The following is a 15,320-nucleotide window of genomic DNA, read 5'->3' as shown; positions in this document are numbered from 1 at the left end:
AATGAATGAAACAGATTGGAAAACATTCATGGTTAGTTCTTGTAGTACTATGCTTGGTGGGGGTCATTTCTGGCTGTTATAAGGAAAAAGAAACGGAAGTCAGTCGTCCGCTAGCTACTCCTTCTGCCAATAACAAGAATTCAGAAGAAGGAAACAAGAAACTTAAAATAGGCTTTTCAATGGACACATTAAAGGAAGATAGATGGCTGAGAGATAGAGAGTTATTTAGAGAAGCAGTAGAAGAATTAGGAGCAGAAGTAGAAATCTATGCTGCAAATGGAGACGATGCCCTGCAAATTCTACAGGCAGAAACGTTAATCAGTAAGGGAGTAGATTTATTAGTTGTCGTTCCACATAATGCAGAAGCAATGGCTACAATTGTAAAAAAAGCACACTCTTCTGGAATAAAGGTGCTCTCTTATGATCGCTTAATAAAAAATGCTGATGTTGATTTATATATTTCTTTTGATAACGAAATGGTTGGAGTATTACAAGCAGAAGCAATTACTAAGATAGTGCCGAAAGGAAAATATGTCTACATTGGTGGGGCCGATACAGATAATAATGCCCATCTTATTAAAAAAGGTGTATTTCATGTATTGCAACCTTATATAGATAAAGGGAATATTACGGTCGTTTATGATCAATGGTCAAAAAATTGGGATCCAGAATATGCTTACAGCAATATGGAAGCAGCCTTAAAGGCAAATAATAAAGATATAGATGCTGTTATTGCAGCAAATGACGCAACAGCAGGGAGTGCAATTAAGGCACTTGAAAAGTATGGCTTAGCTGGGAAAATTCCAGTTGCTGGACAAGATGGTGATCTTCCAGCAGCACAACGCATCATACAAGGCACTCAGACAATGACTGTATATAAGCCAATCAAAGCATTAGCAGAAGAAGTAGCACAAATTGCAGTTCAGATGGCCAATGGAAAAACGATCTCTGTTGAGAATAAAGTAAATAACGGAAAAGTCGAAGTGCCGACTATCTTGCTTTCTCCTATTGCTGTCACAAAAGAGAATATGGATGCAACCATCATCAAGGATGATTTTCATTCAAAAGAAGAAGTGTATAAAAAATAATCAGCTGCTTTTTGCAAAGCGTCATTGCATGTTCCACACTGTGAAAAGGGTATAATAGGAATATAAAATACGATTGGAAGGGAGCCAATATGAGTAGTAATGAGTTGAAAAAAGATACAGGCTGGAATTTTGATAATAGCTATGCTCGACTTCCTGAAGTTTTCTATTCTAAGATGACATTAAATCCAGTCAGTTCTCCTCGTTTAGTTAAGCTTAATCAGGATTTGGTAGAGTCATTAGGATTGAATAAGGAACAATTACAACGCCAAGAGTCGATACAAGTATTAAGCGGGAATGATATTCCAGAAGGCGGCTTTCCCCTTGCTGAAGCTTATGCAGGTCATCAATTTGGCCATCCAACCATGCTTGGTGATGGAAGGGCTATGCTGATTGGAGAACAGATTACTCCAGCTGGGGAAAGGTTCGATATACAATTAAAAGGTTCTGGCCGCACACCATACTCTCGAGGAGGCGATGGTAGAGCAGCGCTTAAGCCGATGCTAAGAGAATATATTATTAGTGAAGCGATGCACGGCCTTGGCATTCCGACAACTAGAAGTTTAGCTGTTATTGCAACTGGAGAACAGATTGTCCGGGAGAAAGATTTGCCAGGTGCCATTTTAACGAGAGTCGCAGCAAGCCATCTGCGAGTAGGAACTTTTCAATATGCAGCTTCTCTTGATTCTAAAGAGGATCTTAAAGCTCTCGCGGATTATGCAATTGATCGACATTTCCCAGCAATTGCGAAAGATGAGAATCACTACGTAGAAATGTTTAAAGAAGTAATTAAACGTCAAGCAGCCTTAATCGCCAAATGGCAGTTAGTTGGTTTTATTCACGGTGTTATGAACACAGATAACATGACCATTAGCGGAGAGACGATTGACTATGGCCCCTGTGCCTTTATGGATAGTTTCCATTTAGATACCGTATTTAGCTCTATTGATGTCCAAGGTCGTTATGCGTATGGAAATCAACCGAAAATGGCTGGTTGGAATCTGGCTAGATTTGCTGAAAGCTTACTTCCCTTATTCCATGATGATGTTGAAAAAGCAGTGGAACTTGCTCAAGCAGAATTATATGAATTTAACACCTTGTATCAACAACACTGGCTTGATGGTATGAGAGGAAAGCTAGGATTAGAAGGGGAAGAAGACAAAGATGCAGAGCTAATGGAAAAGCTCCTTGGGATTATGCAAAATAATCGTGCAGACTTTACGGATACCTTTCGTTCTTTAACGTTAGGGGAAATAGACAAAATGGAACTTAGCAACAATCCAGCATTTATGGAATGGTATAAGGCTTGGAAGGAAAGAATCGACCGTCAAGAAGGCGGAGAAGAAAATGCTCGTGAGCAAATGAAAAGACATAATCCAGTTGTCATTCCTCGAAATCATCGTGTAGAAGCAGCCCTTCATGCTGCAGAAAACGGAGATTTAAGTGTGATGGAAGAATTATTACAGATGCTGTCCAATCCTTATGCTTATACAAAGGAACAAATAGAATACGGAGTAGCACCACAACAAGTGAATCCTTCTTATCAAACATATTGTGGGACGTGATTTTAACAATATGTAAATGAAAAAGTTTCCCTTTTCTACTTAAGAAATGGGGAACTTTTCTATTATTATTAAAGAATGCACATCGATAATTAAAAGTGCTTTCATCAATTTTTCCCCTGATAAAAACTGGTACCCCTTGTCCATTTCCCCTTTTTTCCCTTTTCTTTCATTATCCCATTTATCTTTGCAAAAAAGAATAAGGAACTATTAGTCGAAGGCAATGTTTGAAAATGAAACTTTTTTTAATCTAATCAGTATATGTATGTATCGGAAATTTTTCACGGCAACAAAGCAGGAAGTGAATAAATACGTTATGATTAATATAGTCAAAGATAAATAAATTGAGGTGATTTAACGTGATCCTTCATTATAAATGCCCAAATTGTGGGGGAGATATGAGTTTTAATGCAGATACTGGCAGTTTATCTTGCCCTAGCTGTGGAAATGAAGAGAATATCGAGAGCTATCCAGAAAATTTAATGTCTGCATCCTTTGAGGATAATGAGGTTAAGGAGTACCATTGTGACAATTGTGGTGCGGTGTTAATAACGGAAGCAGATACGACTGCAACAAATTGTAGTTTTTGCGGTGCAGGAATAGTCATTGCCGATCGATTGGCAGGCGTGCTTGCCCCTAAAAAAGTAATTCCTTTTACAATTAGCAAAGAAGAGGCAGTAGCAGCGTTTCAAAAATGGTGTAGGAAAGGGCTTTTGACTCCGAAAGGGTTTATGAATGCAGATCGTATAAAAAGTATTACTGGTATGTACGTTCCTTTTTGGTTGTATGATCTTAACAGCAACGTTGACGTGACAGCTGTTTGTACAAAAGTTCGTACCTATACAAGCGGAGATTATATTTATACGGAAACGAAGTATTATGAAGCATATAGGCAAATAAATTTAGATTATGTGAAAATCCCGGTGGATGCCTCAGAAAAAATGAATGATCAGTTAATGGATAAATTAGAGCCCTTTCCATATGAACAGCTAAAAGAATTTAAAACGCCTTATCTTGCTGGTTTCATTGCGGAAAAATATAATTACACGGATTCAGAATTACTGCCAAGGGCAAAAAATAAAGTGAGTGATTATATTGATTCATTTGTTCATTCTACTTTTGCTGGGTATCATTCGATTAATTATCGAGACAAAAATATTGATACGAAGGCTGTTCGCAGTGATTATGTCTTACTTCCTGTCTGGATGGTAAGCTATGACTACGAGAACCAGGAGCATATTTTTGCAATGAATGGGCAGACAGGAAAGGTAGTAGGAAAACCGCCAATTAGCAAAGGGAAAGTCGCATTATGGTTTAGTGGGATTGCTAGCGGTACATTTCTTGCATTGAAATGTGTCTCCTACTTTATGGGAGGTGGTTTCTTTTGAGAAACTGGTTAACAAAGTATAGTATATTCCTCCTTATCTTTATTACGATACTAGCTGCTTTTTCAGGCGGGAAGGTCAAAGCAGCTTCAGAAAACCAAAAGCAATTTATTTTCGACGATGCGCAACTTTTAACAGATACGGAAAGAATGGATCTTGAGAATTTAGCTGAGGAACTAGGGGAAGAAACGGAAACAGCGTTATTGATTCTTACGCTAGATGGTACAGATGGCAAAGATATCAAGAAATACGTTCAGGATTATTATGATGAAGAGGCTCCAGGTTATGACCAGCCTTTTGGAAATACGGCTATCTTAGCAATTGATATGGAAGAAAGAGACATATATTTAGCTGGTTTTAAAAGAGCGGAAGATTATTTGGATGATTCGACGTTAGACTATATCCGGGAAGAAATAACGCCTGCTTTATCAGATGGGGATTATTTTGAGGCTTTTTCGACTTTTATGCAGGAATCTGCTTATTACTTGGTTGATGATCCAACAGCTTTCGAAAATGAGTATGGTTACAGTGGAAATGCTGATGCTGAAAATGGGTACACAGAAGATAGTACATCGGGTGGAATGCCAGCATTTTTTTATCATTGGGGCTTTCAGCTAATCATCTCGCTCGTACTTGCCGGAATTGTTGTAAGTATTATGGTCTTCCAATCAGGCGGGAGAGTAACGATAAATGGAACTACGTATATGGATAAAAGGAATTCTAAAATTGTAAATAGACACGACCGATTTATTCGTAAAACAGTGACAAAACAAAGAAAGCCGCAAAACAATAATCCAGGTGGCGGTGGAGGAATCACTGGTGGTGGTCACTCCCATAGCGGAAGCAGAGGGAAATTTTAAACAGTTATTTTGAATATTGAAAGGGGACAAAAAAATGTCATTTTTTCGCAATCAATTTGCAAATGTAGTGGAATGGGAAGAATTTAGGGAAGATATGATTTTCTATAAATGGAAAAACCGTGAAATCAAGAAGGGGAGTAAACTGATTATTCGCCCTGGGCAGGATGCTATCTTTCTAAACAATGGTAGTATGGAAGGAGCTTTTCAAGAGGACGGGGAGTATGATATTGAGTCGCAAATTATCCCGTTTCTTTCTACTTTAAAAGGCTTTAAATTTGGATTTAACAGTGGAATGCGAGTGGAAGTATTATTCGTAAATACGAAGGAATTTACGGTGAAATGGGGGACAAAAAATGCAATAAACATCCCGGCAGTTGGACTTCCTGGAGGAATGCCAATTCGTGCGAATGGAACGTTTCAATTTAAAGTAAATGACTATATCGCTTTAATTGATAAAATTGCCGGAATTAAAAACCAATATTTAGTGGAAGATGTAAAAATACGAATTACCTCCGTTCTAGATCAATTACTTATGAAGTGGATTGTCACAGAAGGAAAGGATATGTTTAATCTTCAGGCGAATGCTTTTGAAATTGCGAAAGGTATTAGAGAAGATTTAGATAGCCAAATGGTAGAAAGTGGACTTACGATTACTGGCTTCCAAATTATGAGCTTTAGTTATCCAAAAGAAGTTCAGGATATGATTAATAAAAATGCTTCGCACGGAATGGTAGGAAATATTGATAAGTATCAGCAAATTTCTATGATTGATAGCATGGCCAGCGGGAAAAATTCTGGTGGCGGAACTGCATCTGATATGGCTGGAATGATGATGGGCATGAATATGGCCAATCAAATGATGGAAAAAATGAATAAGCAAAATCAGAACCAGCAGCAATCGCAGAATCAAAATCAGCAACAAACACCAGAAGCAGCCCCACAGAATGAGGAGAAAAAGCAGCGGCCGAATTTCTGTCCAAATTGCGGGACGAAAACAGGAGAAGGAAACTTCTGCTCGAATTGTGGGCATAAGCTAGTATAATAATGGATACAGGACGGTTCTAGTAATAGAGAGCCGTCCTGTTTATTTTTTGTGGGAAATTTCTTAACAAATAATAAGCTTAAGGAGATAATAGTTACATAACTGAAATAAGCAATAAAGAGGGAAGCTAATGAGCAGCGAGAATAATATGGAGCGGCGATTAAATACATTTATACAAGTTTCAAAAAATATTACGACAAATGATAGTTTAAAGGAATTAATTCAGCAGATTATCGAAGACGTCATTGGAGCTATTGATAAAGCAGATGCAGGTTTTTTATTACTATGGAATGAGGAAAGTCAGTATCTAGAAATTGAGGCTGCTGTCAATTTTAAGGAAGATATCTACTTGCAGAATAAGCTTCTAGAAGGAGAAGGAATTAGCGGAACTGTTTTTGCAGAAGGTAAAAGCATGCTAATTAATACAATCGAAGAAATTGAAAAAGCGATGTCTAATATGCGTAATAAGACACTTCAATATTATTTGAAGTCGACAGTTCATGCTTTAATGCCAGTTAGCTGTATGTCTGTTTTACTTGTTTATCAACAGCAAAAAATTGGCGTTCTTACAATTGATAACTTTAAAAATGACGGATTTTTTACAGAGGAGGATTTGCGTTTTTTAGAAGCAATTGGTAGTCAGATAGCAATCTCTATTGTAAATGCCCGTGCTTTTTATGAAAAACAGCAAAGAGCTCTGCAATTAGAAACCATTCTTGAACTGCATAATCAATTAAATGAGACAGTGCTGGAAGGGAATGGGATGCAATCGCTCGTAAAAAGTCTAGCTCGTAATCCCAATGACTGTATTTATTATTTTGATTCATTAGGGCGTCTTGATATTTCTCATCCAATCTCTAGTGTAGAAATTCCTTTTTTAAGTGACTGGATTAGACAGAATCGGATAAACTTGCAAACACAACAATTACAGAAAATATATAAAGACGAGGAGTTGTTTGGACAGGCTTTATCGGTCCAATCTTCATTTGGAACCATTGGATATTTGGTGATTACAGGAAAAAGCGTTCCTCTCGATATTGTGGGTGAGCTTTCCTTTCAACATGCAGCTTCTATTATTGCCATTGAGCAAATAAAGCTTCAGGAGCAACTGAAAAATAGGCAAGCGGAAAAGGAAGCTTTATTAAAGGATATTTTAAATAGCCACTTCACACCAGAGGTTCAAAGCTATTTGAAGAAGCAGGAGATGATTCCTGCAAAGTACTTTGTTTTTCTAGTAATCAAAAGCAAACAGCATTCCTTTGATGAATTGAATCAGCTTAATTTGTTAGAAGAAGGGATGCGGCAAGTATTCAAAAAGGAATTTTCGGTGATGATTTTTCCAAACCGGAATAAACTGTTTCTACTGTTAGGAGCAAAGAAGAAAGAAGCGGGGAATGTTCAAGTCATTAGACAATATGTAGAACGATTACAATCCATCTATAAGGAAATAGTCGTATATATTGGCCGTCCAGTATACTCCATGCGCCATCTACCCATGTCGTATAAAGATGCGGAATTGTTAGAGAAAGAAATGGAAAGTCATCAAAGAGAAGAATCCGTATTTGATTTTCAATCCCTTGGCTATAAGCGCTACTTATTTAATGTTCCAGAAGAAGAAGCTGAATACTTTGTAGAGAATATATTGGGCCCTATTCTCTCTAAGTCGAATAATCGAACGAAAAATGAATGGTTAAGTACATTACAAAACTACTTACAATCAAATAAAAATGTAACAAAAACAGCAGAATCTATGCATCTTCATCAAAATACAGTTTATTATCGTCTTCAGCAAATACAGGAGAAATTAAATTGTGACTTTGATGATTTAGATGATGTAACGAATTTAAAGGTAGCGTTGTTTTTATATGAACGGCGAGAACAAAATGGGGAGCGCTGAATCGTCTAAGCAATAGTTAAATGTGCAAAAGAATTTTTAATGAAAATAGCTGTTCCTAATAAAAGATAGGAACAGCTATTTCCTGTTATTCGTTGATTAAGCTTTCTTGTTTATCTTGTACAGATTCATTACTTAAATAGTTTAATGTCGCAGAGCCTAATGTCTTAGCTGCGATCAAAAGAGAGTGTTCATCAATATTGAATTTCGGATGATGATGTGGATAGACTTCCTCCCAGTTAGGATCCATTGCACCTGTAAAGAAGAAAGCACCTTTTACATGCTGCAAGTAATACGCAAAATCTTCTCCGCCCATAATTGGATCGCAAATTCTTACTTGTTGAACTTCCTCAATTTGTTCTGCATGCTTGATGATAAAGTCTGTTTCTTCTTTATGATTTACAACAGCAGGATAGCCACGTTTAAAACGATAATCATAAGATGCGCCAACCATCTGGCATGATGCCTGAATGACATTTCCGATTTCCTTCTCAATTAAGTCACGAGCCTCATCGTGGAATGTACGTGCTGTTCCACTTAATTTTACTGTATCGGCAATAACATTGAAGGGATTTTGAGCTACAAAATTACAAACAGAAACAACAGCAGGATGTAATGGATTCACGCGTCTTGATACAATTTGCTGCACATTGGTGATAAATTGTGCACCGATCATAATCGCATCTTTTGTCATATGTGGTTCCGATCCATGACCACCTTTTCCTTGAATGGTAATATCAAATTGGTCTGCAGCTGCCATTAGAGGACCAGCGTTAATCATGATATTTCCAACTGGTTCTGTTGCCCATAGATGGGTTCCAAAAATCACGTCTACACCTTCTAAACAACCATCCTCAATCATCGCAATGGCACCACCTGGAGATAATTCCTCTGCAAATTGATGAATAAACACGATGTTTCCTTCTATGTCTGCTTGCAGCTTGTTCAATGCTTTTGCTAACACTAATAAAGTAGCCGTATGACCATCATGACCACAAGCATGCATAACGCCGTCTACCTTGGATTTATAAGGGATATCATTTTCCTCTTGGATAGCAAGTGCATCAAAGTCCGCACGTAATGCAACGGTTTTACCAGGTTTGCTGCCTCTAAGTGTAGCAACAACCCCACGACCGCCGACGCCAGTTCTTACTTCATGCCCTAATTTTTGATGATATTCTGCAATATAAGCAGGTGTATATACTTCATGATAGGATAATTCCGGATGTTCATGGAGATGACGTCGAATCTCAATCATCTCTTGTTCATATTCTTTTAATAGCGAAAATAAAGCTTCCATGTTTACCCCTCATTTCAATTTTTTTAAAATTATATGTAGCACGGCAACCAAAAGATTCAGGTTGCACGTAGTGAATCGTCTAAAATTATTTTAAGAAGATAGGATCCCCTGGTCCTAAAGGAAGTCCGCATAAGTACCAAATAGCGAATAAGAGAATCCATGTAATGGCAAAGAAGATGGAATAAGGAAGTAAAGCAGATATTAAGGTTCCAATCCCAATCGACTTATCGTGTTTTCTTGCAAAGGCTAAAAGAATCGCAAAGTAAGCAAGCATTGGCGTGATTGGATTTGTGATAGAATCTCCAATTCGATAAGCCATTTGTGTTAATGCTGGACTATAGCCTAAATACATAAACATTGGTACAAAGATTGTAGAAAGTAATGCCCATTTTGCAGATGCGCTAGCAATTAATAGATTAATAAAGGAACAAATAATGATGAAGCCAATAATCATTGGCAGTCCAGTAAAGTTCATCGCTTGAAGCAATTCGGCACCTTTAATCGCAAGAATCGGACCAATATTACTCCAGCTAAAGTAAGCAATCATTTGTGCAGCGACAAAAGCTAGCACGATAAACGGTGCTAAGTCCGCAATGGATTTAAATAATTTTTCTGCCACATCTTTATCATTTTTAACCGTTTTGGAACCAATACCATATGCTAAAGCAGGTAATAAAAAGAAAAATAGCATAATCGGAACGATAGAAGACATAAATGGTGAGTTAATAACAGAGCCTGTCTCTAAATCACGTAACCAACCATTTCTTGGAATAACCATTATTAAAATGACAGCAAAATAGATGATTAGGGTAATACCTGCAAAACGTAGACCTCTTTTTTCATTGGCAGTTACTTGATCTAGTTTTTGTACCACTCCGGTGTATTTTCCAAAGCGCGGTTCCACAAATTTCACCGTAACCCAAGTAGTGACAGCAACTAATACAAAGGTAGAAATGATTAAGAAATAATAATTCATCGTCGGATTTCCCACATAATTTGGATCTACTACCTTTGCTGCTTGCTCCGTAATTCCCGCGAGCAGGACATCTAAGGAATTTAGAATTAAGTTAGCACTATATCCACCAGCGATCGCTGCATAGGTAGCAATAAGACCGACAATTGGACTTCTTCCTACGCTCATAAAGATGAGGGCTGCGATAGGAGGAAATACGATAAATGCTGCATCGGCAGCAATATTGCCAAGAACCCCAGTGAAGACAATGACAGGCAGTATTAATTTTTTAGGTGCACTTAACACCGTTCTTTTCATAACAGTTTGGATAAGACCTGTCGTTTCTGCAAGACCTACACCTAGCATAATGACTAATACTAGTCCAAATGGAGGGAAGGACGTGAAGTTGCTCACCATACTTGTTAAGATTTGAATAATGCCTTCGCGATTCAGTAAATTAACTACTTCAATTGTTTCGCCTGAGCTCGGATTCGTAGCAGAGACGCCAAGTAACGATAGTAAATAAGAAGCGATTAAAATAATGGCAGACATGATGACAAATAACGTAATAGGATCAGGTAACTTATTACCTGCACGTTCAATGACGTTTAAAAATCTGTCCGCTAGTTTGGTTTTACTAGGCGGAGTTGGTTCTGCGTAATTTGGCCGTTTTTTTGCAAGTTCGCTCATATGTAACCTCCGTGTTGTAATGTGTTTTTGGATTTTTTTAAATTATACGAATATTTAAGAAAATAATCTATGGAATAAATTCTAAATTTATTCATTATTTTTGTGTTGGGACACAAAGATAGATAGGTAGAAAAGTTTCACCTTTTCTGTTTACAATAAATAAATTATAAAGTAGTATGTAATAGGTTTAAAGAATACTAGTGAGGAGTTGAATTTTTATGAGTAATCGAATGTGTATGGAACCTGAACCGGAACCCACGGCCATGAAAGAGGAAGTCATGAATAACCCTTCCTTTAGAAGTTTGAATACTGATAAAGATTCAACTTTATTTGGCAGAGAATTTTTTTGATTTCCTCTATAACTAGAGGAGGTAAAAGCATGAAAAAAATTTATATTTCTACGGAAGAAGGAATGCTGAAAGAAACGGATAGCATGATGAATGGCTGCTGGATCAATTTAATTGCCCCAACAGAAACCGAAATAACGGAAATTGCTACCGGTTTAGATATTCCATTTGCGTTTATGAAAGATCCATTGGATGAAGAAGAGCGTTCAAGAATTGAAAAGGATGGGGAAAATGTATTAATAATTGTTAATCTTCCTCTTGTTTCCTTTGATGAGAAAAATATGCCAATTTATGACACCATCCCATTAGGCATGATTATTGCGAAGAATTGCTTTATTACGGTTTGCTTAAAGGATAATCCGATATTTCATCAATTTTCAGAAGGCAGAATGAAGAGCTTTTTTACGTATAAAAAAACACGATTTTCTTTGCAAATCCTATATTGTATGGCAACTGCTTATTTAAAATATTTAAAGCAAATCAGCAAAAAGACAGATAGTATTGAAAAGGAACTTCACCAGTCCATGAAAAATAAAGAGCTATTTTCTTTGCTTAATATAGAAAAAAGCTTAGTATATTTTACTACTTCCTTAAAATCGAATAATATTGTCATGCAAAAAATGCTTAAAAGCAATTATTTGAAAATGTATGATGATGATCAAGAATTATTGGAAGATGTTATTATTGAGAATCAGCAGGCAATTGAGATGGCAGAAACTCATATGTCTATTTTAAGTGGGATGATGGATGCTTTTGCTTCGGTTATATCTAATAATGTTAATATTGTGATGAAATTCTTAACATCCTTTACGATTATATTGTCATTGCCAACAATGGTTGCAAGCTTCTATGGAATGAATGTTCATATCCCATTTCAAGATGTACCCTATTCTTTTACAATCGCGATTATGATTTCCTTCTTACTATCAGGCGTAACGGCTTTGGTCTTTTGGAAGAAGAAGTTTTTTTAATAAGGAAGCCCAGCTCAAATGTTGCACTAGTTGCTTCTATATAATATATTATTAACTCCTCCTTTTGAAAGGGAGGAGTTTTTTCTAATAAAAAGTGCGGAATTCCTTAGGGGTATATCCTGTTTCTTTTTTAAAGGTGGCTACAAAATGACTTGTATCATTGAATCCGGTTAGAAATGTAATGTCTTTTATTTTCAAATCGCGATTTGTGACTAAAATTTCTTTTGCCATTTTGATGCGATAAGCAAGGACATATTGATAGACAGAGACACCGATAAATCGTCTAAAAAGTTTATTTAAATATTGTGGTGAAATAAAGAGACTTTTCGCTAAATCAGCGATGGCACATTTTTCTCTGTAATTGGATTGGATCCATTGAATACTTGGCGATATATATTGATGATATAAATCATTTGTTTGAAAGGTTCTGTGTAACCCATGATCTCTAATGTTTAATAAGAAGGTATACACATCAATAGACAGCTTTTGATGGATGGAATTTTTGTTTTCGTTTTTTATATGGGACAACATTCTTTTCGTCCACTCACTATAGGAAAAATCAGGACAGTCATTTGCAAGATAAAAGGAATCTGTACCAAGTATTTTGGCTATGCTTGGAGCGAATGTACCGTTAATAGTCAAAAAATTTGTCTTCCATCCTTTAGCGGATATAGCTTCATAATAATGGGAAACAAATGGGGCTATTAGAATCCCTTCAGAAGGCTTTAACCGAATTTTCTGCTGTTCAATAGTAACTTCTCCTAACCCTTCCTCTGTTTGTAGCCAATGATAATAGGGATAGCCTTCTTCTCTTATAACCATTTCCTGTTCCCATTTATAGCCAATACATTCAATCGAAAAAGGATTGAAATCATCCAATAAATTAAAATGAACCTCCATTTATGTATCCCCTTACAATAGTTTCGTATTTTTATATAAACTAGTTACTCTTATTATACTTTTTCTCCGTTGTCCTATCTATAATGAATGTATGAAAATGACGACGGAGGGATGGAAATGGAGAAGAAATTCTTTAATCGTATATTATATGGTGGAGATTATAATCCGAATCAATGGCCTAAGGATATTTGGGAAGAGGATATGCGCATCTTTAAAAAAGCAGGCATTAATTCGGCAACGATTAATGTTTTTTCTTGGGCGAAAATTCAGCCTTCAGAAGAAGAATATTATTTTGAGGAGCTGGATGAAATTGTCGAAATGCTAAGTAAGTATAAGTATGATATTATTCTCGCTACATCAACAGCAGCCTTGCCAGCATGGCTGGTAAAAAGATATCCTGAAGTCGCTAGAACTGATTATGAAGGAAGGCACCATAAGTTTGGACAAAGACATAATGCGTGTCCCAATAGTCTTGTTTATCAAAAGTTTGCGAGCAAACTGGCTGGTACATTAGCAGAAAGATATGGAAGTAATCCTCATGTTACCTGTTGGCACATCAATAATGAATATGGTGGGGAATGTTATTGCGAAAATTGTGAGAAGGCATTTCGTGTATGGTTGAAAAAGCGATATAAAACAATAGAAGCATTAAATCAAGCATGGAATTTAGAATTTTGGGGTCATACCATTTATGAATGGGATGAAGTAGTTCTGCCCAACGCATTAAGCGAAGGAATTGGTAGTGATAAAACTGCTTTTGCGGGAATATCGATTGATTATCGCCGATTTAACTCGGATAGTATGCTGGAAAATTACAAGATGGAACGAGATGCCATCCGAAAATTTGATTCGCATACACCAATCACCACAAATTTAATGGGTACTTATAAAAATTTAGATTACTTTAAATGGGCAAAAGAAATGGATCTTATTTCATGGGACAATTATCCAAGTTATAATACACCATTAAGCTATACGGCGATGTGTCATGATTTAATGCGTGGTCTTAAGGACGGTCAACCATTTATGTTAATGGAACAAACGCCTAGTCAACAAAACTGGCAGCCATATAATTCCTTAAAACGCCCAGGGAAAATGCGGGCACAAAGTTATCAGACACTTGCACATGGAGCAGATACTATCCAATTTTTCCAACTGCGTCGTTCGATAGGTGCATGTGAAAAATTTCATGGTGCAGTAATAGAGCATGTGGGACATGAAAATACACGAGTGTTTCGAGAAGTTATGGAACTTGGAAAAGAACTTCAAGGATTAGGGGAGGAGATTTTAGGATCTACGATTAATAGTAAAGTCGGCATTATTTTTGACTGGGAAAATTATTGGGCACTTGAGTATACAAGTGGACCAAATAAGGACTTAAAGTACGTAGATCAAATCCATCAATATTATCAATATTTTTATAATAAAAATATTCCGGTGGATATAATATCGGTTGATAGTGATCTTTCTAAGTATGAGGTGGTCGTTGCGCCAGTTCTCTATATGATGAAGGCTGGTTTGGCGGAGCGGATTACAGCCTTTGTTGAAAACGGAGGCCAATTTGTTACTACCTTTATGAGTGGTATTGTTAATGAATCAGATAATGTTTACCTTGGTGGTTACCCAGGTCCATTGCGTGAAATAGCAGGAATATGGGTAGAAGAAATTGATGCATTAGCACCAGAGCAGAAAAATGGAGTTGAATTTCATGATGGAAATGCATACACATGCCAGTTGCTATGTGACATTATCCATCTCGAAGGTGCAGAGACTGTTGCTTCCTATAAGGAGGATTTTTACGGCGATACGCCGGCGATTACGAAAAATTCATTCGGACAAGGCAAGGTATGGTATGTCGGTACACAAGTGGAACAAGCGGGAATTGCCCATTTGTTCAATCAAGTGATAGCAGAAACAAATGTGAAACCAATCTGTTCTAACGGAGAAGGATTAGAAATTACGCAAAGAGACACAGCAGATGCCTCTTATTATTTTGTTATTAATCAAAATACAAAAAAGCAACTATTGCCAGAAGAGTTAATTGGAAAGCTTAATCTTTTAACAGGAGAAGTAGTAAACGAAGTAGTCGAACTTGGGCAATTTGATGTGCTTTTATTGAAATAAAGAATACAGGTTTTTGAGCTGCACCGAGTGATTTCGGTGTGGCTTTTTGGTATGTGGAGGGAGGATCGTGATGTTCGAAGCTGGGTGAAAGCCGAAATTGTTGGTGAAAGTGGGGAAAGTGGTGATCATCGGGAGGATGAAAGCCGAAATTGTTGGAGGAAGCAGGAAAAGTGGTGTTCATGGAGAGGATGAAAGCCGAAATTGTTGG

12 protein-coding genes are annotated in these 15,320 nt (G+C 36.9%); 9 read left to right on the top strand and 3 right to left on the bottom strand.

Annotation, left to right across the window (positions count from 1 at the left end; all coding sequences use genetic code 11):
• Window positions 1-5: 5 nt before the first annotated feature.
• The 6 genes from xylF to NST60_RS06775 all read left to right on the top strand — a co-directional run bounded on the left by xylF (window position 6) and on the right by NST60_RS06775 (window position 7,831).
• Entirely contained in the window at window positions 6-1,088 is a 1,083-nt protein-coding gene (xylF, locus tag NST60_RS06800) for a D-xylose ABC transporter substrate-binding protein (RefSeq protein ID WP_101729621.1), read from the top strand.
• 89 nt (window positions 1,089-1,177) lie between these two features.
• Window positions 1,178-2,650, top strand: a complete 1,473-nt coding sequence (locus NST60_RS06795; protein ID WP_169187946.1) for a protein adenylyltransferase SelO — start codon at window positions 1,178-1,180, stop codon at window positions 2,648-2,650.
• Between the two features lie 356 nt (window positions 2,651-3,006).
• Window positions 3,007-4,035, top strand: a complete 1,029-nt coding sequence (locus NST60_RS06790) for a TFIIB-type zinc ribbon-containing protein (RefSeq protein WP_212120002.1) — start codon at window positions 3,007-3,009, stop codon at window positions 4,033-4,035.
• Entirely contained in the window at window positions 4,032-4,892 is an 861-nt protein-coding gene (locus NST60_RS06785) for a TPM domain-containing protein (protein ID WP_341098443.1), read from the top strand. Before NST60_RS06790 ends, NST60_RS06785 begins: the two co-directional genes overlap by 4 nt.
• 34 nt (window positions 4,893-4,926) lie before the next feature.
• Window positions 4,927-5,934: an SPFH domain-containing protein gene (locus NST60_RS06780; RefSeq protein WP_341098441.1), complete on the top strand. Its 1,008-nt coding sequence runs from the start codon at window positions 4,927-4,929 to the stop codon at window positions 5,932-5,934.
• 130 nt (window positions 5,935-6,064) lie between these two features.
• Window positions 6,065-7,831 (top strand): helix-turn-helix domain-containing protein, encoded by a 1,767-nt coding sequence (locus NST60_RS06775; RefSeq protein ID WP_169187948.1) that lies wholly within the window; start codon window positions 6,065-6,067, stop codon window positions 7,829-7,831.
• A gap of 85 nt (window positions 7,832-7,916) precedes the next feature.
• Here the strand turns inward: NST60_RS06775 and NST60_RS06770 are convergent, their stop codons facing one another.
• Both NST60_RS06770 and NST60_RS06765 read right to left on the bottom strand, forming a co-directional pair.
• Window positions 7,917-9,128 carry an amidohydrolase gene (locus tag NST60_RS06770; protein WP_169187949.1) on the bottom strand — a complete coding sequence of 404 codons (1,212 nt, stop codon included), beginning with the start codon at window positions 9,126-9,128 and terminating at the stop codon, window positions 7,917-7,919.
• An 85-nt stretch (window positions 9,129-9,213) separates the two neighbouring features.
• On the bottom strand, window positions 9,214-10,770 hold the full coding sequence (locus NST60_RS06765) for an AbgT family transporter (RefSeq protein WP_169187950.1): 1,557 nt from the start codon (window positions 10,768-10,770) through the stop codon (window positions 9,214-9,216).
• A 218-nt stretch (window positions 10,771-10,988) separates the two neighbouring features.
• Between NST60_RS06765 and NST60_RS06760 the strand changes: the two genes are divergently transcribed.
• Entirely contained in the window at window positions 10,989-11,120 is a 132-nt protein-coding gene (locus NST60_RS06760; RefSeq protein WP_268927023.1) for a hypothetical protein, read from the top strand.
• A gap of 29 nt (window positions 11,121-11,149) precedes the next feature.
• Window positions 11,150-12,088: a magnesium transporter CorA family protein gene (locus NST60_RS06755; RefSeq protein WP_169187951.1), complete on the top strand. Its 939-nt coding sequence runs from the start codon at window positions 11,150-11,152 to the stop codon at window positions 12,086-12,088.
• An 84-nt stretch (window positions 12,089-12,172) separates the two neighbouring features.
• Here NST60_RS06755 and NST60_RS06750 read toward each other — a convergent pair whose 3' ends face one another.
• Window positions 12,173-12,988, bottom strand: coding sequence for an AraC family transcriptional regulator (locus NST60_RS06750; protein WP_224428213.1), 816 nt, complete (start codon window positions 12,986-12,988; stop codon window positions 12,173-12,175).
• A 117-nt stretch (window positions 12,989-13,105) separates the two neighbouring features.
• Here NST60_RS06750 and NST60_RS06745 point away from each other — a divergent pair, with 117 nt between their 5' ends.
• Window positions 13,106-15,112: a beta-galactosidase gene (locus NST60_RS06745; RefSeq protein WP_169187953.1), complete on the top strand. Its 2,007-nt coding sequence runs from the start codon at window positions 13,106-13,108 to the stop codon at window positions 15,110-15,112.
• Window positions 15,113-15,320 lie beyond the last annotated feature (208 nt).

It is taken from the genome of Niallia sp. FSL W8-1348 (genome assembly GCF_038006745.1).
Classification (GTDB): Bacteria; Bacillota; Bacilli; order Bacillales; family Cytobacillaceae; genus Niallia; species Niallia alba.
Note: the sequence above shows the minus strand (reverse complement) of the source record. Positions and strands in the feature narration are given on the sequence as shown.

What these genes read in the sequence shown, in the direction of transcription:
- xylF (WP_101729621.1), top strand. Translation starts at nt 6, where the DNA reads ATGAAACAGATTGGAAAACATTCATGGTTAGTTCTTGTAGTACTATGC.
- NST60_RS06795 (WP_169187946.1), top strand. Translation starts at nt 1,178, where the DNA reads ATGAGTAGTAATGAGTTGAAAAAAGATACAGGCTGGAATTTTGATAAT.
- NST60_RS06780 (WP_341098441.1), top strand. Translation starts at nt 4,927, where the DNA reads ATGTCATTTTTTCGCAATCAATTTGCAAATGTAGTGGAATGGGAAGAA.
- NST60_RS06775 (WP_169187948.1), top strand. Translation starts at nt 6,065, where the DNA reads ATGAGCAGCGAGAATAATATGGAGCGGCGATTAAATACATTTATACAA.
- NST60_RS06770 (WP_169187949.1), bottom strand. Translation starts at nt 9,128, where the DNA reads ATGGAAGCTTTATTTTCGCTATTAAAAGAATATGAACAAGAGATGATT.
- NST60_RS06765 (WP_169187950.1), bottom strand. Translation starts at nt 10,770, where the DNA reads ATGAGCGAACTTGCAAAAAAACGGCCAAATTACGCAGAACCAACTCCG.
- NST60_RS06760 (WP_268927023.1), top strand. Translation starts at nt 10,989, where the DNA reads ATGAGTAATCGAATGTGTATGGAACCTGAACCGGAACCCACGGCCATG.
- NST60_RS06755 (WP_169187951.1), top strand. Translation starts at nt 11,150, where the DNA reads ATGAAAAAAATTTATATTTCTACGGAAGAAGGAATGCTGAAAGAAACG.
- NST60_RS06750 (WP_224428213.1), bottom strand. Translation starts at nt 12,988, where the DNA reads ATGGAGGTTCATTTTAATTTATTGGATGATTTCAATCCTTTTTCGATT.
- NST60_RS06745 (WP_169187953.1), top strand. Translation starts at nt 13,106, where the DNA reads ATGGAGAAGAAATTCTTTAATCGTATATTATATGGTGGAGATTATAAT.